General features: G+C 70.0%; 17 protein-coding genes. 9 read left to right on the top strand and 8 right to left on the bottom strand.

Annotated elements, in window-relative coordinates:
* The first annotated feature begins 308 nt into the window (after positions 1-308).
* On the top strand, positions 309-1,658 hold the full coding sequence (locus AB0D44_RS09325; RefSeq protein ID WP_362586808.1) for a M1 family metallopeptidase: 1,350 nt from the start codon (positions 309-311) through the stop codon (positions 1,656-1,658).
* Positions 1,659-1,674: 16 nt separating this feature from the next.
* Here AB0D44_RS09325 and AB0D44_RS09320 read toward each other — a convergent pair whose 3' ends face one another.
* Together AB0D44_RS09320 and AB0D44_RS09315 are read right to left on the bottom strand one after the other, a co-directional pair.
* On the bottom strand, positions 1,675-2,370 hold the full coding sequence (locus tag AB0D44_RS09320) for a peptidoglycan recognition family protein (protein ID WP_362586805.1): 696 nt from the start codon (positions 2,368-2,370) through the stop codon (positions 1,675-1,677).
* A 677-nt stretch (positions 2,371-3,047) separates the two neighbouring features.
* Complete coding sequence (locus tag AB0D44_RS09315) at positions 3,048-4,502, bottom strand: alpha/beta hydrolase domain-containing protein (RefSeq protein ID WP_362586803.1); 1,455 nt, start codon at positions 4,500-4,502, stop codon at positions 3,048-3,050.
* A 441-nt stretch (positions 4,503-4,943) separates the two neighbouring features.
* Between AB0D44_RS09315 and AB0D44_RS09310 the strand changes: the two genes are divergently transcribed.
* From AB0D44_RS09310 to AB0D44_RS09295, 4 genes are all read left to right on the top strand, one after another.
* On the top strand, positions 4,944-5,594 hold the full coding sequence (locus AB0D44_RS09310; RefSeq protein WP_362586801.1) for a hypothetical protein: 651 nt from the start codon (positions 4,944-4,946) through the stop codon (positions 5,592-5,594).
* Between the two features lie 111 nt (positions 5,595-5,705).
* On the top strand, positions 5,706-6,299 hold the full coding sequence (locus AB0D44_RS09305) for a TetR/AcrR family transcriptional regulator (protein ID WP_362586798.1): 594 nt from the start codon (positions 5,706-5,708) through the stop codon (positions 6,297-6,299).
* Positions 6,300-6,337: 38 nt separating this feature from the next.
* The gene (locus tag AB0D44_RS09300) at positions 6,338-6,898 is read left to right on the top strand and encodes a dihydrofolate reductase family protein (RefSeq protein ID WP_362586795.1); all 561 of its coding nucleotides are present in this window, start codon (positions 6,338-6,340) and stop codon (positions 6,896-6,898) included.
* 152 nt (positions 6,899-7,050) lie between these two features.
* Positions 7,051-7,698 (top strand): GNAT family N-acetyltransferase, encoded by a 648-nt coding sequence (locus AB0D44_RS09295; protein WP_362586792.1) that lies wholly within the window; start codon positions 7,051-7,053, stop codon positions 7,696-7,698.
* 168 nt (positions 7,699-7,866) lie between these two features.
* On the opposite strand, the gene AB0D44_RS09290 is transcribed toward AB0D44_RS09295, so the two are convergent.
* Both AB0D44_RS09290 and AB0D44_RS09285 read right to left on the bottom strand, forming a co-directional pair.
* Entirely contained in the window at positions 7,867-9,018 is a 1,152-nt protein-coding gene (locus tag AB0D44_RS09290; protein ID WP_362586789.1) for a glutamate--cysteine ligase, read from the bottom strand.
* 180 nt (positions 9,019-9,198) lie between these two features.
* Positions 9,199-10,107, bottom strand: coding sequence for an NAD(P)-binding domain-containing protein (locus AB0D44_RS09285; protein WP_362586786.1), 909 nt, complete (start codon positions 10,105-10,107; stop codon positions 9,199-9,201).
* An 83-nt stretch (positions 10,108-10,190) separates the two neighbouring features.
* On the opposite strand from AB0D44_RS09285, the gene AB0D44_RS09280 reads away from it, so the two are divergent.
* From AB0D44_RS09280 to AB0D44_RS09270, 3 genes are all read left to right on the top strand, one after another.
* Positions 10,191-10,562 carry a helix-turn-helix domain-containing protein gene (locus tag AB0D44_RS09280; protein ID WP_362586783.1) on the top strand — a complete coding sequence of 124 codons (372 nt, stop codon included), beginning with the start codon at positions 10,191-10,193 and terminating at the stop codon, positions 10,560-10,562.
* 258 nt (positions 10,563-10,820) lie between these two features.
* On the top strand, positions 10,821-11,210 hold the full coding sequence (locus AB0D44_RS09275; RefSeq protein ID WP_362586780.1) for a hypothetical protein: 390 nt from the start codon (positions 10,821-10,823) through the stop codon (positions 11,208-11,210).
* Positions 11,211-11,375: 165 nt separating this feature from the next.
* On the top strand, positions 11,376-12,050 hold the full coding sequence (locus AB0D44_RS09270) for a hypothetical protein (protein WP_362586777.1): 675 nt from the start codon (positions 11,376-11,378) through the stop codon (positions 12,048-12,050).
* A gap of 112 nt (positions 12,051-12,162) precedes the next feature.
* On the opposite strand, the gene AB0D44_RS09265 is transcribed toward AB0D44_RS09270, so the two are convergent.
* From AB0D44_RS09265 to AB0D44_RS09250, 4 genes are all read right to left on the bottom strand, one after another.
* Positions 12,163-12,690: a hypothetical protein gene (locus AB0D44_RS09265; RefSeq protein WP_362586774.1), complete on the bottom strand. Its 528-nt coding sequence runs from the start codon at positions 12,688-12,690 to the stop codon at positions 12,163-12,165.
* Positions 12,691-12,946: 256 nt separating this feature from the next.
* Positions 12,947-14,680, bottom strand: a complete 1,734-nt coding sequence (locus AB0D44_RS09260; protein WP_362586771.1) for a serine/threonine-protein kinase — start codon at positions 14,678-14,680, stop codon at positions 12,947-12,949.
* Between the two features lie 155 nt (positions 14,681-14,835).
* The gene (locus AB0D44_RS09255; protein ID WP_362586768.1) at positions 14,836-15,801 is read right to left on the bottom strand and encodes a YihY/virulence factor BrkB family protein; all 966 of its coding nucleotides are present in this window, start codon (positions 15,799-15,801) and stop codon (positions 14,836-14,838) included.
* A gap of 295 nt (positions 15,802-16,096) precedes the next feature.
* Positions 16,097-16,267 carry a hypothetical protein gene (locus tag AB0D44_RS09250; protein WP_362586765.1) on the bottom strand — a complete coding sequence of 57 codons (171 nt, stop codon included), beginning with the start codon at positions 16,265-16,267 and terminating at the stop codon, positions 16,097-16,099.
* Positions 16,268-16,386: 119 nt separating this feature from the next.
* On the opposite strand from AB0D44_RS09250, the gene AB0D44_RS09245 reads away from it, so the two are divergent.
* Positions 16,387-22,719 (top strand): DNRLRE domain-containing protein, encoded by a 6,333-nt coding sequence (locus tag AB0D44_RS09245; RefSeq protein ID WP_362586762.1) that lies wholly within the window; start codon positions 16,387-16,389, stop codon positions 22,717-22,719.
* Positions 22,720-22,798 lie beyond the last annotated feature (79 nt).

Raw genomic sequence — 22,798 nt, 5'->3', positions numbered from 1 at the left:
CCGTGGGCGAGGAGACATCCCGGGGCGAAGCGCTGCGCAGCGACTCCGAGGGCTGCACACTGCCTTACCGGCATCCAGACACGCCCCTGGCCGCTCCGCCGGAGGGGCGATGGGGACGGCGCGGCGGGGTCGGGACGCTCGGGGGCTGGGTCATGATCGGCTGCGTGAAGACTTCCGGACGGCTGGCCGCCTTGGCGGTCGCGGGCCTGCTCGTCGCACTTTCCGCGTGTTCGGAGTCCGATGGCCGTGGCGTCGGTGGGACGGGGGTCCGTACGGGCGCAGGCGCGGGGGCGGGTACGCGTGCCGGCGTGGACACTGCTCGGACGGCGGCACCTCGCACGGAGTTCCGGGGCGGGAAGGCCGCTGCCTCGGGAGCCGGTGACCGGTACTTCCCGGGACTCGGCAACGCCGGCTACGACGTCACCCATTACGCCCTGACCCTGGCCTACGACCCCGGCAGCGGCCGCCTCGAGGGCACTGCGGAGATCAGCGCGAAGGCCACTGCGGACCTCAGCTCCTTCAATCTCGACCTCCTCGGCATGCAGGTGCTGAACGCCACCGTCGACAGCCGCAAGGCGCGGGTTCGCCAGGACGGGCAGGAGCTGACCCTGCAGCCGCGCGATCACCTCAGGAAGGGCGCCGCCTTCCGCACCGTCGTGCACTACGCGGGCACGCCGGAGTCGATCACCCATGACAACGGGTGGCGTGAAGGGTGGTTGCAGACGGACAACGGAGCAGTCGCCTTCGGCGAGCCGACGGGCTCGATGTCCTGGTTCCCGGGCAACCATCATCCCTCGGACAAGGCCTCGTACGACATCATCGTCACGGTCCCCAAGGGGGTGCAGGCGATCTCCAACGGGCGGCTGCGCGCCCGGCGCACCAGCGGCGACCGGGCCACCTTCCACTGGCACCAGGCCGAGCCCATGGCCAGCTATGTGGCGACCGTGGCCATCGGCACCTACGACATCACGACCTCCCGGACCCGATCGGGCGTCCCGGTCGTGTCGGCGATGGACACGACCGCCGGCGTGGACGAGGCCGGGGCGGTCCTCGGCAGGTTCCCCGAGATCATGGAATGGGCCGAGGGAAGGTTCGGTCCCTACCCCTTCTCCGCTGCCGGGGTGATCGTCGATCAGGCGGCCGATGTGCCCTACGCCCTGGAGACCCAGACGCGGCCGACCATTCCGGCCGACATCTTCCACACCACCAACGTGGTGCACGAACTGGCCCACCAGTGGTTCGGCAACTCCGTCACCCCGCGGACCTGGCGGGACATGTGGCTCAATGAGGGCTTCGCGACCTATGCGGAGTGGCTGTGGACCGAGGACCACGGCGGAGCCAGTGCCCAGGACCACTTCGACCGCAACCACGCCAAGGCCGCGGACGACGACGAGTGGGACTTCCCGCCCGCCGAGCCGCCGAGTGCCTCGGACATCTCCGGCCAGCCGGTGTACGTGCGCGGTGCGATGGTGATCCACAAGATTCGCCAGGCCGTGGGCGACAAGGCCTTTCGCACCCTGGTACGGGGCTGGACCCTGCGCCACCGCCACGGCCACGCCTCCACGGACGACTTCACCGCGTATGCGGAGGCCAAGGCCGGCCGGGACCTCGACTCGATCTGGGACTCGTGGCTCTACGGCGACGGCAAACCCGCGTGACGAGGCCGGCGCAGTGTCAGGCCCTGAGGCGCCGGTGGGCGGTCTCGACGAGCTTCATGTACGCGTCCCAGTTCCACACCGGCCCGGGATCCTCGTGGGTGGACAGCGGGATCTCGACGTGACCCAGGATGTGGTCGCGGTCCACCGGCACGTCGTACTTCGCGCAGATCGTGGCCGTGAGCACGGCGGATGCCTCGTACATCCCGTCGGTGTAAACAGGCTGGTCGATCCAGCCTTCGTGCTCGATACCGATGCTCCGGTAGTTGTACCAAACACTGCCGGAGTGCCAGGCAACGTCGCGCTCGCGCACGCACTGAGCGATCCGCCTGCCGGTTGCGCTGACCACATAGTGTGCGGACACCCTCTCGGCGGGGTCCTTGAACTTGGAGAGCATGATCGGCAAGGGGTCCGTTGTCAGATGAATGACGACGTATTCGACGGGATAGTCCTCGGGGCGGTCGCAGGACGTGTAGTTGGACTCGGAGGCCTCGACCCAGACGGCGGGAGCGTAGTCCACCAGGGCTTCCCGACGCCGGGTCGCAGGCGGCCCGGCTGCGGCGACGGGGGCCTTGCGCCCAGTGCTCGGCAGCGCAGTCTTCACCTTCGCCTCGGACCCCATCAGCCGGGGCAGCTCCACCGCGGCCAGAGCCGTAGCCGCCGCACCGACGGCACCCCACAACAGCCGCCGACGGCTCAGCGTGCTGGCTTCCATGGCCACTCCTCATGAGGTCGAGCAGACAGGCAGAGGACGACACGCCGCGAATCAAGGCATCCCTGTATATAGGCGGTACATCCCGTAATCTGATCCTCAACCAGTGCCCGCACACCAGCAAGCCGATGCTCCACCACTCGGCGCACACCCTCACCCCCCGACGGGGCCCGTCCCCGTCGCCAGGCGTCACCCCGTTGCACGGCCAGACGGTTCCGCCATGCCGCCGCCGGGTCCTGGCCCCGCATGCGGGGCCCGTCTGGTCCTCGCCGATGAGTACCTGTGTCTGAACCCCGGATTTGAGGGGCTCATGGCTCTGGGCTGGGTTGGTGTCGGAAGGCGCCGAGCGGGTGTGTCGGGCTTGCGGTGACCGGCTTGGGTCGGGTGCCCGGCCGGACGCGGTTTTCTGCTCAGCGGCCCTATCGGCTCGGTGCCGAGCGAGCCGCCCTCGAAGTGCCGTGACCTGGGCAAGGTCTCAGAGCGGTCGCCACCGTGATCGACTCCCAGAGCGGCAAGGCTGCCGATGACCTCACCCAAGCCGCCTGACCCCGCATGCACCCTCGGCTTGGCCACCCCGCCCCCGTACGTCCCGGCGGACATACGAGGGCGGCGGTGGAGCGCCGGTGGGCGGACGGGCGGACAGCGTATGCATCACCGGCCGGGTGGACACGGCCGGGGGCTCAGCGGGCCGCGGCCGTGCAGGGCTGGATCGCGACGAATTCGGTGTAGTGGTCGCGGTAGGTCTCGGTGAACGTCAGCGGCGGGCACAGCTGTGCCCGCCGGCGCATGTCGGCGGCGTCCTCGGGCAGGATGTAGCGGGCCTTCTGGTAGTCGCGGACTTCGGCGGCGAAGGCCTTGGCGTAGGCCTCGTGGGAGCTGAAGCCGAGTTGCTGCACGGTGCGCACGTTGTCGTAGCTGCCGACGAAGCCGGAGATGTAGCGCGCCTCGCCGAGTTCGACGAATGGCAGCCGGGGCACCCGTCGGCCGGTGCGGTCCTCGGTGATCGCGTTGCCGATGGCGTCGCGGACGACGGTGCCGTTCTGAGTACGCAGCTGCGTACTCGTCGGCGGCGGAGATCCCTTGCGGACCCAGTCATGCCCCTGCAGGAAATGCGCGCGCAGCGCGGGTACGAAGGAGGCCGGTGTCGTCTGCCTCACCGGGAACGGCAGGTCCAGCGGCGCGTCCAGCGGATCCGGGATGTGCGGACTGCCCGCGACGACGTAGAAGCGGTAGCGGTTCAGAGCGGCGCCTCGGTCGGTCAGGTTCGTGGAGTCGTCAGCTTCCGAGTTCACGATGACGATCTTGCCGTCGAAGCGGCCGGCCGCCAGGTCGGCCTGCGGGTCGAAGCCCTCCGTGGTGATCGGCACGGCCAGGTCGAACACGCCCGCGGCGGCGCCGGCATGAACCAGGCGGAGGATCGGGTACGAGCTGTCGGAGAAGCCCGTAACGTACGTCCGGGACACTTTTCCGACCATCGAGCGGCCGCCGGAGAAGAGCGCTTTGGCGAAGTCGGTGATGATCTCGTCGTCAACCCTCCCTCCGTCCTCCTCGATTCCCCCCTCGATGAACGTGCCGGGGACGGACGGGTCGAGGATGCGGTTGCCGAGCGTGCTCCAGCCGACGCCGGCGTGTACGAATCCGCGGCGGAACAGGAAGTCCCTGCCGAGGTAGACGTTGAGCGTGCCGAGGCCCACCACGAAGTGCGGCGGCTCCACGAGCACCGTGCCGTTGGAGCGGCGCGGTTCGGCCGGGGCGCTGATCCGGTAGGGCACGCGGAACCGGCCGGTGGACGTCCGCCCTTCGAACACACCGTCGTACTGAACGTAGCGGATGCCGCCGAACGACCCGAGGGGCGTGGTCGTCGGACTGCTGAGCCGGTCTTCGGTCCCGTCCGGCAGGGAGTCGGCGTCGTCGTGGGGCGCCACGAGGACCTGGGGATGACGGGGGACGGCCTGGGCGCCTGTTGCCGGCAGGACCGGCATGAGTGCCGCCAGCAGCAGTGCCCACAGCCCGAGCCGCCTCCGGCGGAAGCGCCCCGGCTGCGGGAGGGGATGGGAATGACCGGCCGGCCGGTCGGATTGTGACCGCCACTGAAGCGTGACCGGCCCGCTATATCGGAACCACTGCCAGAACATCGGGTGCTCCTCCTTCTACGCCGGAAGCACTCATCCGGTGCCCCGGCGCTGGAGCCAGCCGACCACCCCTGGTCCGGTCCGGCCTACCGGCCTCGCCCAACGGAGCGAGCCGCCTCCCCCGTCTGGCGTCCCAGCACGTCGGCGCGAGACCTCTCGGTGCGAGCCGTTCTCACCTACATGGCCAGACATGTCGTGAACGGCTCAGGCGCAGGTACTGACGAACTGTTCGACATGCTTTCCGGACTCCTGCGGCTGGAGCCGAGGGCACGAGCCAGGTCCAGCGCATCGCCATGGTCTGCAACGTGCCGTAGCGCCCCCGGCCGGAGGCGAGGCCGTCCCGATCCCTGACCGGGGGACCTCGCGTGTGCCGCTCGGTGGCGCACCCCCTAGGCTGAGTGCCGGTCGGCTCCGGGCGCGGGGTCCCGAGGGGCGGGGAACAGGATGTCCATAGAACGTCACATAGCGGGGATGCTCCAGCAGATCGCCCGTCAGCAGACCGTCATCGAGATCGCCCCCCAGGGCTCCACGTCGAAGGCAGCCGCCCTGGCGCACGTGGCGGAGCAGTACGGTTATACCTACGCCATGGCCTACAAGACCGGCTTCAAGAACTCGCTCGTCCAGGTCCGGATGTACCGGGACCCGCAGCCCGACGCGCGCGTCCGCGAGGCGGCCACCATCGCCGCCCATCCGCAGGCGGGCAACGGCGGGACGGTGCCGGGGCTCGAGCAGGGCTTGCTGAAGCCGCTTCCCGAAGCGGTCGGCGCCGTGGCCGTACTCAAGGACCTCATCACCTTCGACGTCATGGCCCAGTACGTCGCCGACCGGAGGCAGAAGGTGCTGGGCTACCTCGGCTGCGCGGTCCTTACCCTCCTCATGCTCCTCGACAGGCCGCCCGTCGAAGCGGTCGCATCCGGCGGGGCGGTCGCGGTGCTCTTCACCGTGGCGTTCAAGGTGGGCGCGATCCGCCGCGCGAAGATCACACAGCGGCTGACGGACGCCGGGTTCCTCGCGGTGCGCGACGAACAGGGCCGCCAGCGGTTCCTGCGGCCCGGGCAGCAGTTGCCCGGCCACACCAACCCGTTCGCCGCCTGAGGCCCCGGTCTGCGGCAACGGACCCTGCCAAGTCCTCACTGATGGGTTGCAAGGCCTGCACCGCTCAGCTTTAATAAATGAACAGGCATTTATTAAAGCGGGAGGTGGGTCGTGGCGGGGCGCCCAAGAGGTATCGATGACGCGGCGATCTTGCGGGCGGCAGTGGACGTGATGGGCCGCACGGGCCCGGCAAAGCTGACCCTGGCCGTGCTGGCGCGGGAGGTCGGGTTGGTTCCGGGTACGTTGGTGCAGCGCTTCGGTTCCAAGCGTGGCCTGCTGCTGGCGCTGGCCGAGCACACGGCGAAGGACGCCGACGCCGTGTACGAGGGCGTACGTGCCGCACATGACTCCCCGTTGGCGGCGCTCGCGGCGCTGTTCGACGAAACCTGGGCGGTGGCCACCAGCCCCGAGGCGTTCGCCAACCATCTCGCGTTCCTGTGCGCGGATCTGGATGACCCGCAGTTCCGTGACTGTGCCCTCGCTTCCCAGCAGGCGCAGTCCCGCCGGATCGGCGAGTTGCTGGGTCATGCCAAGGATGCGGGCGAGCTGGAGCCGGACACGGACACCACCGCCCTGGCCGCGACGGTGCAGGCCGCGACGACGGGCGTCGCCGTGCTTTGGGCGGTCGACCGACGGGGCGCCCTCGCCGAACGGCAACGCGCCGCTCTGGAAGCCGTTCTCGCATCTCATCGCGCCACCCCGTGACCTCCGTTTCCCTTTCTCGAGCAAGGAGCCAGACCGTCATGACTACCTCCTCCACTCCCGGAGCCCCTGAGCGTGCCTTCCGTACGCTGGTCTACATCGGCACGAGCCTGGACGGGTTCATCGCCCGCCCGGACGGTGACATCGACTGGCTCAATGAACGCGGCGCGCAGGCTGGTGACATGGGGTACGAGGCGTTCATGGCCGGCATCGACACCCTGGTGATGGGCCGCAACACCTACGAAAAGATCCTCACCTTCGGATTCTGGCCTTACGAAGGCAAGCGCGTCGCCGTCCTGAGCACCCAGCTGACGACGCAGGACGCGAACGTCACCGTCCACCGCAGCCTGGACGCCGTCCTTGAGGCCCTGGCCACCGAGGGAGCGAAGAACGTGTACGTGGACGGCGGGCAGATGGTCCAGACGTTCCTGCGCGAAGGCATCCTCGACGAACTCATCATCACCACCGCCCCGGTCCTTCTGGGCGCGGGCATTCCCCTGTTCGGCCACCTGGATCACGACATCGATCTCACCCACCGCGAGACCCGCGCGCTGGGCGCAGGCTTCGTACAGACGACCTACGCCGTCAGTCAGAGGCCGTAACAAGGGCTGAGGCCGCAGCGGCCACGGCAGCCGCGTCGGTCATCTGGCCCGGCTCATGTTGAGGTCCGCGGGATTCGACCGGCGGGCCCCGCGGGACACCGATGATGTAATGACCCCTACAGCAAGAGGTGCATTACATTGCAGGGGGAAGCATGTCAGAGGACGGGCTCACCGGCTGGGTGAAGCAGTGGATCGACGGCTGGGTCGTCTCGCGGGGCGCGGCCGACCCGGTTGAGGAACCGTGGGGGTGGACCATCGCCGTGGGACTGCCCAAGGAGGTTTCCCGGCACGTGGTGCCCGCGCCCGTGGAGGCGGAGGCCGACGTCCGCAAGCTGGCCGCCACGGCCCCGCCGGCGACCTGGCTCAAGCTCTTCGCTCCGGACGAGGTGGTGCGGCCCTGGGCGGGGGACGACTGGGAGACGGGCATCGCCGGCTTCCTGATGACCCGTTCGCTCGTCCCGGCACCCGCCGGGCCGCCGCCGACCGGGTACACGGTGACGTCCTGGAGCCGGGGCGGGGTGATCAAGACCCTGGTCCGCGCCGGGGACGGGCGGCTGGCCGCGAGGGGCCAGGTGGGGCTGGCCGGCCGCACCGCGGTGCCGGACCAGATCGAGACCGACCCGGACCACCGGCGCCGCGGCCTGGGCGCCCTGGTGATGCGCACGCTGCAGAACGCCGCGTGGGAGGCGGGAGCGCGGGACGGGGTACTGGTGGCCACGCCCGACGGCAGGGCCCTGTACGAGGCTCTGGGCTGGACACACCGCGCCCCGATGGCGAGCCTGGCCCGCCGGGCGGACTGACGGGCTCGCCCCCCGCGGAGGGTGCGGCAGGGCGCAGGCCGGGCGACCACGACCGAGCGCCCAGACCCTGCGGACTGTCTCTCGCGGCTCTCGCGGCTCTCGCAGATCTTGCGTCTCTCGCAGATCTTGCCGGGCGCCGCAGGCCGGGCAAGATCCGGACGAGCCGGCCTACCCCCGGGCGCCGCGGCCACGGGCGGTGGCGAGGACGAGCCGGTCCACGACCGCCTGTGGCCCCGCCCCGCCCGCTGCCCAGGATCGCTGCCTGGCCGCACCGTCCCCGAGCTCGGCGAGCCGTTCGAACAGGCGCGTGACCTCGTCCAGGTCTCCGGCCTCCTCCAGCGCGGGGCGCGTGAGAGCCAGCAGGTCGTCGGCGAGGTCCGAGACCGGGCGGGCCCGGCCGGTCACCGGGTCGAAGCCGTCGCCGCTCCACCCGTCGCGGGCGGCCCGCCAGCACGCTGCCCGCAGGACCTCGCCCTCCCAGGCCGGTCCGGGGTCCCCGCGTCGCGCCCTGTCGGCGGCGGTGTGGACGAGGGCGCGCAGGAGGACGGCGACGGCGACGGTCTCGTCCAGGTCCTGGAGCACGTCCATCGCCCGGATCTCGAGGGTGGGCAGCCGCGGGTTGGGGCGCAGGTCCCAGTACGGCGTCTCCGCGTCCAGCATGGCCTCGGTGCTGGCGATCGTGACGGCGAGCCGCTGGTGCTCCTGCCATGAGGTCGCACGGGGCGGCGGGCCGAGGCAGGGGAAGCGGCTGCGGATGACCGCGCGCCAGCTGGCGTATCCGGTATCCAGCCCCCGGTGGTACGGCGAGTTGGCGCTCAGCGCGATCAGCAGGGGCAGCCAGGGCCGCAGGTGATTGGCCGTGAGGACGGCGAGCTCTCGATCGGGCAGGTGGACGTGGACGTGCAGGGCGCTGATGGCGAAGTCGTCCATCATGCTCCGGTACTGCAGCTGCCCCGCCTGATAGCGGGGATGATCGGCCACCGGCACCGGTCCGGCCTCCTGCAGGACCGCCGTACCCGACGCGCACAGGTGTACTCCCTCGGCGCGGGCCGCCGCGACCAGCGCCCCCCGTACCTGCTCGAGCTCCCCGCGCAGCTCGCGCGCAGACCGGCAGGGACGCGTGCGCCCCTCGACCTGGCACAGGGCGAACTCCTTCGTCGCCAGATCACCCACCTCGCCCGCCGCACGGGCGGCCACCGCGGGCCCGGCGGGGACGATGAGGCGTGTGTGCGGGTCGACGAGGAAGAACTCCTCCTCCACTCCGATCGTCGGAACGTCGCCGTCAGAGGCGGGACGGGGCGGGGGTGTGTGATCGCTCATCCCTCCAGCATCGCCACCAGGACGCGCCGCGGCGAGCCCGCAGCCGCGAGCGGAGCAAGGGTTCGTTGACGGCGTACTCGATGCCCGCGGGGCCGGGCTTGGCAGTGGTCCGTCCGTTCGAACGCGTCGTACATGTAGCCGCTGTCGCGAGGCGGTCAGCGCTGTCGAACGTCGAGGTCGTCAGCGTGGTCGGCGGATGCCGTCGATGATGCGCGTCCAGTTGTCGCTGCCGTGCCCGTCCGCAATCGCGCGCCGGTAGTGGGCCTGCACGGCCAGTGGGAGCGCGAGGTCGAGGCCGAGCGAGGCGCTGGTATCGACGATGTGGTCGGACGTCGCACCCATCATCGTGACCGTGCTGAGGTCGCCGGGATGCTCGCCTGCGTCGAGCGCGGCACCGGGGTTCTCCTCACCAGCCCTCAGGATGTCTCCGATCGAATCGGCGGAGGAGAGCAACTCCGGGAGCACGTCCTGGGCCTTCATCCCTGCGGTACCCAGCATCGCGGTGGCGTGCATCAGTGCTGACAGGGTGGCGAGGAACACGGTGAGTTGGGCTTGATACATCATCTGGGCGAGGCCCGGGTCCTCGCCCAGATGCTTTGGTGTCCCGAGCAGCGTCAACGCCGCCCGGTGCTTCTCCATCACCTGGTCCGGCCCGCTGTAGTAGACGTAGGCGGCCTCCGTGCCGACCATCGGCGCGGGGACCATGGCACCTCCGGCGAGGAAGGCGGCGTCGTGGCCCGCTGCCCAAGCCGCCGCCTCACGGGTGCGGTCGGGGGTGTCCGAGCTCAGGTTGACCAGCGTCCGGCCGGCGAGCGATGCGGTGGCGCTGTCGAGGATGTCGTACATCACCTGGTAGTCGGTGAGGCTCAGGATCACGAGGTCACTCGCCTCGACCGCCTCGCTGGGTGTCGCTGCCAGCGTGGCTCCGGCGGTGACGACGTCGGCGGCCCGACTGGCGGTGCGGTTCCAGACGGTGACCGGGTGTCCGGCGGCGAGGAGGGTGCGGGCCATCGCCTGGCCCATCGGGCCGAGCCCGATCACGGTGACGGCGCTGTTCTGACTGGTGGTGGGGTGCTGGTGTTCGTTCACCCCTCCATGCTCGGAGAGGGCCACTAGTCTTGGAAGTACCCACTATCTTCTGCGGTACTTACCTTTTAGTAAGGGGCTCTGCGATGGCCAAGGCGCCGAGGCGCGGTCCGTACATCTGTGGCATCGACGCTGCGCTCGACGTGGTGAGCGGCAAGTGGAAGGGACTGATCCTCTGGGAACTCGACGCCCATCGCGTACGCCGCTTCGCCGAGCTCCGTCGCGGTCTTCCGGGCGTGAGCGAGAAGATGCTCACCCAGCACCTGCGGGAGATGGAGGAAGACGGACTGGTGCACCGCAAGGTCTACGCCGAGGTGCCGCCACGCGTGGAGTACTCGCTGACCGTGCACGGGCACACGCTCAACCAAGCGCTCGGGCCGCTCGGCGACTGGGGGACTGCACGGATCCGCCGCGAAGGCTCGGGAGTGGTCGACGTGGCCGAGACAACATACGGCTAGGCACCCCCGACCGCCGGCCCCGTGACCGTCCCACCCTCGGTCGCCGCCCCCGGGGCGCCGCCCGAGAACCGGCAAGGGAGGACCACCGCATGAGCCGGCCCGCAGCCCGACTCCGTCCCCCACCCGGTGCCGCAGCCGCCCGCATCGAACCACGCCCACGCCGAACCGCGCCCACGCCCGCGCCGAACCACGCCCACGCCCGCGCCAAGTCCCCGCAACGCTCTGCATATTGATGTCTACGACCGGGAGCAGTCTCCGATGTCGCTGATCCGCTCGACTGATCCCGACTTCCGCGTGTGCCAGACCAGCTTCGATACGCTGCTCGCCATCCAACTGGAGGCCGAGGGGCGAGGATGGGCAACTCGGTGGTCCTCGGTGGACGCACTCCGCAGTCAGGTCAAGGAAGGCGCCGTCCTCCTCCAGTCGCTGATGCGAGAGGAGCGAGGAGGTGCCGTGCGGGCATACCGATGTCTGGCGCTGTTCTCGACCACGGATGACCGGGATGGCGGCGCAATTGCCACGATCGATCTTGATCCGGCACGGCTGGAATCCCTGGACCGAATCGATCGAGACCCGGATGTGCGGAAAGCCCTTGTTCGCCTGTTTTCCCTTGCGGCGGGCGGGATTTCGATGGTCTCGAAGAGGTAACCACCCCCGTGGTGACCACTGACCGCCCCCCATCGGACGCACATCCCGCGCCCGCCCCCGACGCCCAACCCTGACGTGACCCGCCACAACCATCCGTGCCCGTAAGGGAGTTGTCAGGGTAGTCACCGATGGCGGCGCCTACGGTCGGATCGGCAGGGTGGGGCCATGACAGAACGAGCAGCACGACTCACCCGTTTCTCCCTCATCGCGGCACCCCTCCTGCTCACGCTCTATGGGTCGGTCCGCCTCTTCGCAGAGGGGTCCAAGGAGCCTGGCGCGGCATGGATCACCGGGCACTTCGCCTTCCTCTTGGGGGTGCTGCTCTTCGGGGTGGTCTGCGAGGGCCTGCGCCGCACGGCAGTTGTCGCCGCCCGACCGGCCAGGCGGCGGGTGGCCCGGGCCGGGGCGCTGGCCGCACTGGCGGGCGTGGCCGCGTCCACCGCCCAGGCCGTGATCGACCTCTACGTGGGCTTTCGGGCCGCCGACAAAGCGGAGATGAGCGCGATTTTTGCCCGGGTGCAGGAGGTACCGGGGGTGCTGCCGGTCGTGTACACCGTCGTACCGGTCTTCCTCTACCTGGGCGTGTTCACCCTGCTCGCCACGCTCAGGGGCGCGGTGGCAGCCCGCTCGCTGGTGTTCTTCGTCCTGGGCACGGCTGCGATCGTGACGGACCTGGACTTCCTGCCGCTCGGCGGTCTCTGCTACCTCGTGGCCTTCGCGTCCCTGCGCCGCCGTGTCGCCGGTCCGCACGTCCCCGGTGCGTCGTCGCCCGTGGCGGCTGGTGCCGCCACCGGACATGGCACGTCCCGGCGTTCATCCGGCGAACCGCATCATCCGTGAGCCCTCCCTCCGCTCCCCCCTGGACCGCGGAACACCCGATCGGCGACAGGTCGTAGGCGCGCCCGATGACCCCGGTCGGGCGTCTGCCGCGGCGTCGGAGTCGGCTCCCGCCCTACATCCGGTGACGCTTGAACCGGCGGACGCAGGTCTCCAGCAGAACACCCATCAGCTCGGTCTCGCCGGGCCCGGTGAGCAGCCGCTTGGGCACGATCAGCAGGCAGGCCTTCCAACCGAGGCGGCCGGTCACGACGTATACCCGCTCCGTCTCGTAAGAGCGGTACATGTTGCGCCACGGCACCCGCATCAGCACCTCGTCCCCCCGGGAGACCGCGAAGCCGACGGCATCGGCGACGGCCAGCTTCTCTCCCTTGGCCTGGTCGGCACGGAACGCGCGGCCGGCGAGCAGCGGGGGCAGGCCCAGACCGAGCGCACCATAAACGACAGCGAGTGCCAGCAGTCCGGTATTGATGGGGCCGCCCTGATCGAAGGGCCTCAGGCTCAGCGCCGCCATCAGGACGGCCGCCACCACGATGAGCGACCGCAGGCGCCGGAACACGCCGGTGGCTGCAACAGCCTCGTTGAACTCCTCCCGCGTCAGGGTTCCGCGGAAGGTGATGGTTGCCTGTCGTATGTCGTCCACGAGCGCGGAGCCTACAAGGCCATGCACGAGCTCCAGGGCCCGCCCGGTGCCGACCGGGGTCGGGCGGACCGGTGAACCCGGACAAGACGACCCGTATCTCGAACTTTGCCCAGCGGTCGGCGCCCGAACATCACGCTCGTATCGGATCCTTCGGCCGCCGTCCTCATGGACTCGACGGCCGGGAGAGTCTGGAGCGCCCGGACGCCACCCCGTCTGCGACCCGCGACTCACCCCTCCGGTGAACTGCGGATCAGTCTCAACAGCGGGCGAGTGTGCCGCTGTCCAGGGTGGATTTGTCGCCGAACACCCAGCCTTCGGTGTCCGTGCCCGCGATACGGGCGTAGATCCACTTGTTGGCGTGGGCATTGGTGACGTAGCAGTGGTAGTAGACCTTCGTGCCGGACTTGACCTCGGTCACGTAGGAGCACTCCGCGTACGGCCCCGTGTAGAGGTGAGTGCCCTGGGCCGCGTGGCCGTATCCATCGCTGCGGTTCGAGTGGGCCCAGCCGGTGCACGCCGTCGACACCGGGGTGGGCTCCTTCACCGTGGAACTGGGCGTCGCCTTCGGCGAGCTTGACGGCCCCCCGGTCGGCTTGTCACCTCCGCCGCTGGGCACCGGCACGGGACCTGTCTTTCGGCCCTCGTCCTTCTTCGAGGGGGTGTTGGACAGCTCGCCGGGCCTGACGGACGTCAGGCCCCCTGGGGAGGTCGGGCCGCCGGTCGTACTCCCCGCGGGAAGCGCCCCCTTCGACCCGCCGCCCTCCACTCCTCGTACGTCCATCAGCGCATAGGCGACTCCGCCGCACGTGAGGACGGTGGCGGCTGCAACCGCGACGATGGTGCGGGTGCGGCGGCGCCGCGTGTGGACCGTTGCGGCACGGGTCTCGAAACCACTGTCGTGACCGGGCAGGGTGCCGGGCGTCAAGCCTGGCTGCGCGGCGGCCGCCAGCGGAGGGGCGGCGTACGCGCCGGCCGGGTAGGAAGCGACGGGCTGGGGGGCGGGCTGGGGGAGCGGCGCGGCGGGGGCCGGACCGAAGCCCGGCGAAGCGGTCGGCTGGGGGAGCGGCGCGGCGGGGGCGGGGCCGAAACCCGGTGGAGCGGTCGGCTGGGGCGCCGGTGTCGCCGCGAGGTCCGGGCTCCGGCCCTCGGCGACCGCCTCAAGCATCTGGCGTGCCTGCCCGGCGTCGGGCCGCTGCAGCGGGTCCTTGGCCATGAGCGCCTGCAGCACCGGGGTGAGCGCTCCTGCTCGCCGGGGTTCCGGCAGCGGTTCGCCGACGATCGCCGCCAGAGTGGACCACACCGACGTACGACGGAAGGGCGAAGCACCCTCCACGGCCGCGTACAGCGTCATGCCGAGCGCCCAGATGTCCGACGCGGCACCCGGTACCCGGCCCTGTGCGCGCTCCGGAGGCAGATAGTCCAGAGAGCCGACGATCTGACCGCTCTGGGTCAGCTTGGCCAGGGCCTCGTCGCCGGAGCTGTCCATACTGGCGATGCCGAAATCGGTGAGCACGACCCGGCCGCCGCGCTCGAGCAGCACGTTGCCGGGCTTGACGTCCCGGTGGAGGACTCCGGCCCGGTGTGCCGCGTCGAGAGCGCCCATCAGCGCGGCGCCGATCGCGGCCGCTTCCCGCGGATCCAGTGAGCCGCGCTCCGCCAGCACAGCGTCGAGGGAGGGCCCGTCGACCAGCTCCATGACGATGACCGGCAGCCCCTGCTCCTCGACCACATCGTGCACGGTGACCACACCGCTGTGCCGGATACGGGCGGCGGCCTGCGCCTCTCTCTGCATCCGGACCCGCAGATCGGCCAGTTCGGCCGGGGAGGCGTCGGTGTAGGCCCGCAGGACCTTGACGGCGACCTCGCGGTTCAGCAACTGGTCCACCGCCCGCGCGACAACACCCATGCCACCGCGGCCGATCGTGGCGGTCACGCGGTATCGCCCGCCCAGGACCTCGCCGACCAGATCCGCGCCGTTCGCCCCCGTCACCTGTCACATCCCGTTCGTCGCACTGTCCGGTTTCGCCACGTGGCGGGCACCAGGGTAGGCGTTCGTACATGTGCGCGTGCGCCCGGCCCAGCCCTCGACGCGCAGGTTGCACCGTCCAACAGCCGTGATCACCCAGCCAGTGCGGAACCCGTCGGTCAGGGCCCGGAGCCGGGATCCGGATGCACGGGCCTGGTGATGCCGGCGCGGGCGGCCTCCAGTTGGGCGGCGAAGGCCACGCCCAAGAAGAGCGCGATGCCGGCCAGGTTGGCCCAGATGAACAGGGCCATCAGGGCTGTCAGCGGCCCGTACAGCGAACCGAAGGACCCGCTGTGCCCCACGTAGAGGGCCAGCAGCCAGGTGGCAGTGATCCACAGGACGAGCTGTACGGCGGACCCGAACGCCAGCCAGGTGTAACCCGGTTGGTCGCGCCGGGGCGCCCAGCGCAGGATGACCGTCGATGCCATGCAGGCGAGTGCCACGCCCACCGGGACCTTTCCCCAATCCCACCAGCTCAGCCACGCCCCGGGCCGGCCGAACACATCCGCCACCGCCCTGCCCACCGCTCCGCCGGCCACTGTCACGAGGAAGCCGAGCACCAGCGGCCCGCCCGCACCGACTGCCAGTAGCAGGCTGCGGCCGTACTTCTCCAGGAACGGCCGATCGCGCTCGATCCCGTAGATGCGGTTGCACCCTCGCTCGACCTGGCCCATGGCCGATGCGAGGTTCAGTACGGCGAAACCGAGACCCAGCCACATGGCCACGGTGCCCGCCGTGTCGGCACCGGCATGCGTGCGGGTGGCCAGCAAGCCCTCGCGCACGAGCTCGGCGCTCGCCGACGGAACGATCTCGTCCAAGGTCAGTTCGATCAGCCGTCCGACGCTTTCGGTGTGGACGGCCGCAGAGACCCCCACCAGGGCGATGGCGAGCGGCACCACCCCGATGACCAACTGGAAGGCGAGGGCCCGCGCGAAGCTGAACCCGTCGGCGTACCGGAAGCGCAGGAACGCGTCGGATACCAGCCGGCGGCCCCCGTAGCGGCGCAGCGCGGTCCACGCCTCGTCTCCGGACAACTCCTCACCGATCATGTCTCTCGTCTGCGGTACGTGCACCACTGTTCCCATGCAGAAGGTGTGCTCCGCGGGCCCACTTCCATGCGGCCGGGCGCTCTCCCTCGGGTTCTGGCTCGGGCGTGGCGCTGGGTTGGGTCGCTTCCGCAGCAGGCCGAAGCCGGCCAGGGTGTACAGCTGAAGCTGAATCATTTTGGCCCCATTGACGGGGACTTCGGCGACGCCAATGTTCCAGTGAAGCGTGAGGCGGCCACAGGGAGTGGGCGCACCACAGGAGTTTGGGGACCAGAGCCGTACGGCTCTTCGAGGCCGCTGCTCCCGCAGGAAAACGGCCCACATCGATAATCGGTCACCCCTCGATCATGTGACCCCAGAATTCACGAGGTTGTCGATAACACTCTTTGCGAGTTGATGATGCGACAGACCGCTCGCCTTTGACCTGACCAGCGGGGACATCAACGACTTCACCCAGTTCGCCGCCGAAATCATGTTTGTCACCATGTTCAATACCGATCAACATACATACGCTCCCTGAAACGCGGCAGTTGGTGCCGCGTACCGCAGGGGGGTTCCATGCCATTACACATGTTTTGGGCCATCAGAAGACGGCGGCCCATGTCATCTCCACGCCCACCAGGTGTGCGCTTAACCGCCGCCCTCACGGCCGCCGTGCTGGGGGCGTGCCTGCTGACCGCCGCCGAGGGCGATGCCCGGGCGGCCGTATCGCCGCCCTCCACGCCGGCACCGGACGGTGCCGTACAGGACGCCCCGTCCGCCTTGCTGGCCGCCCGGTTGCGCGGGAAGCCGGTCGAGGTCGAGGGAGTCCGGTCGGAGACGGCGACGACGTGGGCGAACCCGGACGGCACGCTGACCACGGAGGTCGGCCTGGGTCCGGTGCGGGTCAAGCGCGGCGGCACATGGGTGCCGATCGACACCACGCTGGTGCGCTCGCCGGACGGAATGATCCGCCCGAAGGCGTCGACGGCGGACATCGAGTTCGCAGGTGGCGCGCCGAACGGAAAGGCGACCGGGGCCGGGCCGCTGGGTGCGGACGCGGCGGCCCCGGAGCAGTCCCTCGCCACGGTCGGCGACGAGGGCAAGGCCGTCGCGCTGGGCTGGAAGGGCGAGCTGCCCGAGCCGGTGCTGGAGGGCTCCAAGGCGACGTACCGCGATGTGCGCCCGGGGGTCGACCTGGTGCTGGAGTCGATGCCGACCGGCATCGAGTACTTCGTCGTGGTCAAGAACCGGTCCGCGGTCGACGCCTCCGGCAAGATCGTCCTGCCGGTCGACACCCAGGGCCTGACCGCACGCAACGGGCAGGACGGCGGGATCGATTTCGTCGACGAGTCCGGCGAGGTCAAGGGCCGTATGCCGGCCGCGGTGATGTGGGACTCCGAGCGGGACCCCGTCACCGCCGAGCAAGTGCGCCGCGCCCCAGTCGGCATGACGTGGAAACCGAACCTCGACGGTGGGGTGACGGTCGAGCTGACCCCGGACGCCGCGCTGATGCGTGACCCGAAGGCGAAGTTCCCGATCACGATCGACCCGGTGATCGAGTGGGGTCTGTCGTTCGACACGTTCGTGCAACAGGGCACCGAGTGGAACAAAGACAACTCGGACAGCACCGACCTGAAGATCGGGAACAACGGGCAGGGACAGATCGCCCGCACCTTCATGTTCTTCAAGCTGCCGAGCGACCTGTGGGGCAAGCAGATCCGCAACGCGCGGGTCTTCATGAACAACTACCACTCCGCGACCTGCACCCCGCAGCCGTGGGAGATGTACGTCTCCGGAGTTCCGGACCGCACCTCCCGCTGGAGCAACCAGCCCGCGTTGTACAGCCTCGCCGCCTCGGGTGACATGACCCGGGACAAGGACACCGGCGACGCCCACCAGTGCGACGCGGACAACGCGTGGATCAGCGCCACCGTCACCGGCACGGTCCAGACGGTCATGGACCAGCGCTGGACCACGCTGTCCCTGGGCATGAAGGCGGTCAACGAGACCAACGTCAACGGGTGGAAGCGCTTCTACTCCGGCAATACCAGCGCCTACCCGAAGATGAACATCGTCTGGAACTCCTACCCGGACGTCACCGACCTGCACGTCGGCCCTGCCGGGTCGGTCGGCACCGGCACACCGGGGAACCCGCAGTACACCTCCTCGGTGCGGCCCAGCGCGACGTTCACCGTGAACGATGCGGACGGCGGGCTGGTGCAGCCGATCGTCGAGGTCGCGAAGGACGGACAGTTCCTCCGGCAGTTCGTCCTCGGCTACGTTCCTGCCGGCTCACAGCAGTCCTGGCAGGTGCCCGAGGGGCTCTTCGAGGAAGGCCACCTGTACGGCATACGGGTCAACGTCGCCGACGGCAACACCTGGGCCCGCCAGTGGACCGGTTGGTACGACAGCATCCCTGACGTGACCCGGCCCAGCGCCCCGGGCGTCGGTTCGGCCGATTACCCGACCGGGTCGTGGGTCAAGGGCGCGGGCCAGGTGGGCACCTTCACGATCACGCCGCCGGCAGGTGAGCAGGTCGGTGTGGAATGGACCCTGAACGGGACCGACTGGACCCGCGTGGCCACCGGAGGAAGCACCAACCCGGTGGCGGTTCAGATCACGCCGGACAAGAACGGCACGCATGCCCTGCAGGTGCGCACGGTGGACCGGGCAGACAACAAGTCCGAGGCCGTCGTCCACTCCTTCCACGTCGGGGCGGGCGGGTTCCTGACTCCCGCACCCGGTGACCGCACGGCACGTCACGTACCCCTGGCCGCCGAGGCCGACGCCGGCCGCTTCGACCGGGCCACGTTCATGTGGCGTCGGTCGGATGCGGACCCGTGGGTGGAGGTTCCGACGAACCATGTGAGAGTGAACGGTCAGCCGCTGGGCTCCTGGCCGGTCGCCCTGACCGGCGGCAGGAACGCACCCGCAGTATGGGATGCGGTCGAGACGGTCGACCCCGGCGGCGAGATACAACTCAGGACCGACTTCCGCGGCCCGGGCGGTGCGAGCGATTCCAGCGAGACCATCCGGATCCTGGTCGATCGCTACGCTCGCGGCGCCGCAGCGGCCGAGGTGGGACCGGGCTCGGTCAACCTGCTGACCGGCGAGTACAGCATGACCACGACCGACCTGTCCGTATTCGAGGTCGAAGTCTCGCGCCACTCCTCCTCGCTGCGGCCGGCCACCGGCCTCGAAGCCGACCAGGTGCCGATCTTCGGGAAGGAGTGGGCGGCGGGCACCGTCGCCGACGTCGGCCAGTCCCACTTCAGCCACATCGAGCAGGTTTCGGAGAACGCGCTCGACGTCGTCGACCTGGAAGGTGAGGCCATTCACTTCACCGCCGATGCCAGCAGGACCGGCTGGGTCGCGCAGATGGGCGAGGAGGGGGCCACGCTCGTCGGGTCCCTGACCGGCGAGCTCAAGCTGGTCACGGACTACGGCTCGGTGATCACGTTCGCCAAGGTCGCCCCCGACGCGGAAACGTGGCGGGTCAAGCGCATCATGCGTGAGGGCATCGGCGACTCGGGCACCACGGTGGTCTCCGAATCGGTCACCGTGGACGGCAAGCAGATGGCGCGCCCCGTGCGGATCATCGCCCCCACGTCCGCGGTGTCGGCGGCCACGTGCGAGGTCGACGTGGCCGCCCGCGGCTGCCGCGTCGTCGAGTTCGTCTACGCGTCCGCCACCACGGCCACCGGCAGCGCGTTCGGCGATGTGGCGGGCCAGGTCAGCGGCCTACGGGTGTGGGCTACTGCGCCCGGTGCGCAGACGTCCACGCCCACGACGCTGATCAGGTACGCCTACGACGCGGCCGGGCGCCTGCGCGAGGTCTGGGACCCCAGGGTCTCGCCCGCGCTCAAGACGGGATATCAGTACGACGCTGCCGGGCGCGTGACGCAGACAGCGGTTCCCGGAGAGCTGCCCTACACCCTCGTCTACGGCCCGGCCCGGCCGGGTGCGCTGGACGGGATGCTCCTCGCGGTAAGCCGGCCGACCCTGCAGCAGGGCTCCATCGACCAACCCGCGGGAACCAACGTCACCTCCCTGGTGTACGGGGTGCCGTTGAGCGGTACGTCCAGCCCGTATCCGATGGGCAGCGGCGACGTTGCCGCCTGGGGCCAGGCGGACGCCCCCGCAGAGGCCACGGCCGTTTTCGCCGGCGACGTCGTTCCTTCCTCGCACGACGGCTCGGCGCTTGCGCCCAGCGCCTATGCCCGGGCGACGGTCCAGTACCTCAACGCGCGCGGCCAACTGGTGAACATGGCCTACCCGGGCGGGGGCATCTCGACCGCACAGTACGACCGCCACCAGAACAACACCTGGGCGCTCACCGCTGCCAACCGCGCACTGGCACTCGGCGTCACCGACGGGCACGAGGAGATGCTGACGAAGCTGGGGATGCTCGCCCTGTCGCCCGCCGAGCGGGCGAACCATCTCGCCACCCGGAAGGTCTACAGCGCGGACGGGGTCCGCGAGCTCGAACAGATCGGGCCCCTGCGGGTGGTCCGGGTAGCCGCGGCCGTCACCGACGGGCAGGAGCCCGTGGTCGCCGCCGGGGGCCTGGTCGTTGCCCATCCCGTCACGGTCACCCAGTACGACCAGAACCGGCCCACCGACGGAAGCGCCGTCATCCGCGACCAACCGACCACCGTGACCAGCGGAGCCCGGCCCTACACCCATCCGCAGCTCCTCGCGGACCCGGCGGTGACCGTCACCGCGTACGACTGGCCTCTGGGGGCCGCGACGAAGATCGTCCTGGACCCGGGCGGACTGGCCCTGACCAAGGTCTTGGAATACGACGCATCCGGTCGCCTGACCAGAACCCGGATGCCGTCCTCCAACGGCACGGACGCCGGCACGACCGTCACCGCCTACTACAGCGCCGGCGGAAGCGGCCCCTGCGGCAACCGCCCGGAATGGGCTGACCTCGCCTGCTCCGTGGGCCCGGCGGGTCCGATCACCGGCGGTGGCGGCAACCCCGGCGAGTTGGCCACCAAAACCACCGAGTACGGGCAGTTCGGCGAGGTGGTGAAGCTGACCGAGACCGCGAACGGAAGCACGGTGACCACCGTCACCACTCTGGACGGCGCAGGGCGTGCGATCAAGCGGGCAGTCACCGGCGGGCTGGGGGAGCCCCTCCCCGACGTGGTCACCGAGTACGACCCCGCCTCGGGGAAGATCGCCAAGGTCTCGTCCGCCTCGGGCGCGATCGCCACGGCGTACGACCGCCTGGGACGCCTGGTCCGGTACACCGACGCCGGCTCGGGTACGACCACCACCGAGTACGACGCCCTGGACCGGGTCGTGAAGACGTCGGACAGCGTCCCGTCCACGCGGACGTACACCTACGACACCGTGAAGGAACCGCGGGGCATGGCCACCGAGGTCCGTGACTCGGCCGCCGGTACATTCAGCGCGAGCTACGACCTGGACGGCGTGCTGAGTGAGGAACGCCTGCCGGGGGGAATCACCATGCGGCAGGTCAAGGACGCCCACGCAGTGGCCGGCGCACGGATCTACACCCGCGATGCCGACGGCGCGGTCCTCCTCTCCGACCGCGCGGACTTCTCCGCACAGGGCCGGGTCGCGTCCCAGCACAGCGTCGCCGGCGCCGCATCGTCGCAGTTCTTCCAGTACGACGGCGTCGGCCGCCTCGTCGGCGTCGACGACATCGGCAACGGCGTGTGCACCCGGCGGGCCTACTCCTTCGACCGCAACACCAACCGCACCGCCCAGAGCAGCGCGACGGGCCTGGCGGACGGCCTGTGCCCGGCCACCGGCGGTACGACGACGGCCCACAGCTACGACAGCGCCGACCGCCTCGTCGACCCCGGCTACACCTACGACGGGTTCGGCCGGACCACCACACTGCCGGGAGGCTCGTCCCTCGACTACTACGCCAACGACCGGGTGCACCGGCAAACGGCCGGGAACCAGCGCCAGACCTGGCAGCTCGACCCGACGAACCGCATCACGTCGGCCACCACCGAGACGAACAGCGCCGGCACGTGGTCGGCAACGACGACGACGGTCCACCACTACGCGGACGGCTCCGACCGTCCCAGCTGGACCGTCGAGAACGGCCAAGGTGGGCTGACCCGCTACGTCGGCTCGCTCGGCGGAGGCCTCGCGGCCACCACCAGCGCCGCCGGGGACACGGTGCTGCAGCTGACCGACCTCCATGGGGATGTCGCCGTCCAGCTTCCGCTCGACCCCGCGCAGGCCCCCGCAGTGTTGAACCACGACGAGTTCGGCAACCCCGCGCCGGGCCAGCCCGCAGCACGGTACGGCTGGCTGGGCGCTGCGCAGCGCTCCACGCAGACCCCGACCGGCCTGACCCTGATGGGTGCCCGGCTGTACGACCCGGGGACCGGCCGGTTCCTGTCCACCGACCCCGTCATGGGCGGCGGCGCGAACGCCTACGTCTACTGCTCGGGCGATGCCGTCAACTGCACCGACACCGAGGGGACGCTGGACTACGCGTTCAGCTTCAACCTCGGATTCTCGCTCGTCAGCAAGGAAACGATCTTCATGCTGTTCCGCTGGAACTTCGGGAGGATCTTCCCCCTCAAAGGCCGGGCAGACGCTATCTACTACGGCGAAGAGGGCAAGTTCATGCCCCTCCGGGCCGACTACAAGGGCTACGGCACGAAGAAGAGCCTCTGGATCAACAACTTCAACGTCCGCGTCGGATACGTCGGCGCCTGGAGCCTGCGCCTGGACGCCGCGCCCGGCAGCTTCGCCTACGGGCGCAACTCCTGGATCTCGTTCTCCCTCACCCAGGGAGGGGTGATCGGAGGGCAGCCCGGCAAGGGCTTCCTGACGCTCTGGGTCCAGGGCCATACCGCCGGCGACTCCGACGCCGACCGGTACATGAACAAGCGCATCTACAAGGACGGGGCCTATGCCACCTGGTCCCGGCTGGCTAGCAACTGGCGCAAGTTCCTGCGCAAGTGCCGCTGCTACTAACCGGCTCACCGGCTAACCGGCAGACAGCGGTACGGCCCTCGTCCGGTCGTGCTTCCGAGCCCCGTGCCCGGAAGCACGA

Source organism: Streptomyces sp. NPDC048349 (assembly GCF_040651925.1).
Taxonomy (GTDB): Bacteria; Actinomycetota; Actinomycetes; order Streptomycetales; family Streptomycetaceae; genus Streptomyces.
Note: the sequence above shows the minus strand (reverse complement) of the source record. Positions and strands in the feature narration are given on the sequence as shown.

Excerpts from the sequence above, each read along its gene's own strand:
- AB0D44_RS09320 (WP_362586805.1), bottom strand. The coding sequence starts at position 2,370 with ATGGAAGCCAGCACGCTGAGCCGTCGGCGGCTGTTGTGGGGTGCCGTC.
- AB0D44_RS09270 (WP_362586777.1), top strand. The coding sequence starts at position 11,376 with ATGACAGAACGAGCAGCACGACTCACCCGTTTCTCCCTCATCGCGGCA.
- AB0D44_RS09315 (WP_362586803.1), bottom strand. The coding sequence starts at position 4,502 with ATGTTCTGGCAGTGGTTCCGATATAGCGGGCCGGTCACGCTTCAGTGG.
- AB0D44_RS09255 (WP_362586768.1), bottom strand. The coding sequence starts at position 15,801 with ATGGGAACAGTGGTGCACGTACCGCAGACGAGAGACATGATCGGTGAG.
- AB0D44_RS09250 (WP_362586765.1), bottom strand. The coding sequence starts at position 16,267 with ATGTTGATCGGTATTGAACATGGTGACAAACATGATTTCGGCGGCGAA.
- AB0D44_RS09280 (WP_362586783.1), top strand. The coding sequence starts at position 10,191 with ATGGCCAAGGCGCCGAGGCGCGGTCCGTACATCTGTGGCATCGACGCT.
- AB0D44_RS09310 (WP_362586801.1), top strand. The coding sequence starts at position 4,944 with ATGTCCATAGAACGTCACATAGCGGGGATGCTCCAGCAGATCGCCCGT.
- AB0D44_RS09300 (WP_362586795.1), top strand. The coding sequence starts at position 6,338 with ATGACTACCTCCTCCACTCCCGGAGCCCCTGAGCGTGCCTTCCGTACG.
- AB0D44_RS09295 (WP_362586792.1), top strand. The coding sequence starts at position 7,051 with ATGTCAGAGGACGGGCTCACCGGCTGGGTGAAGCAGTGGATCGACGGC.
- AB0D44_RS09275 (WP_362586780.1), top strand. The coding sequence starts at position 10,821 with ATGTCGCTGATCCGCTCGACTGATCCCGACTTCCGCGTGTGCCAGACC.
- AB0D44_RS09290 (WP_362586789.1), bottom strand. The coding sequence starts at position 9,018 with ATGAGCGATCACACACCCCCGCCCCGTCCCGCCTCTGACGGCGACGTT.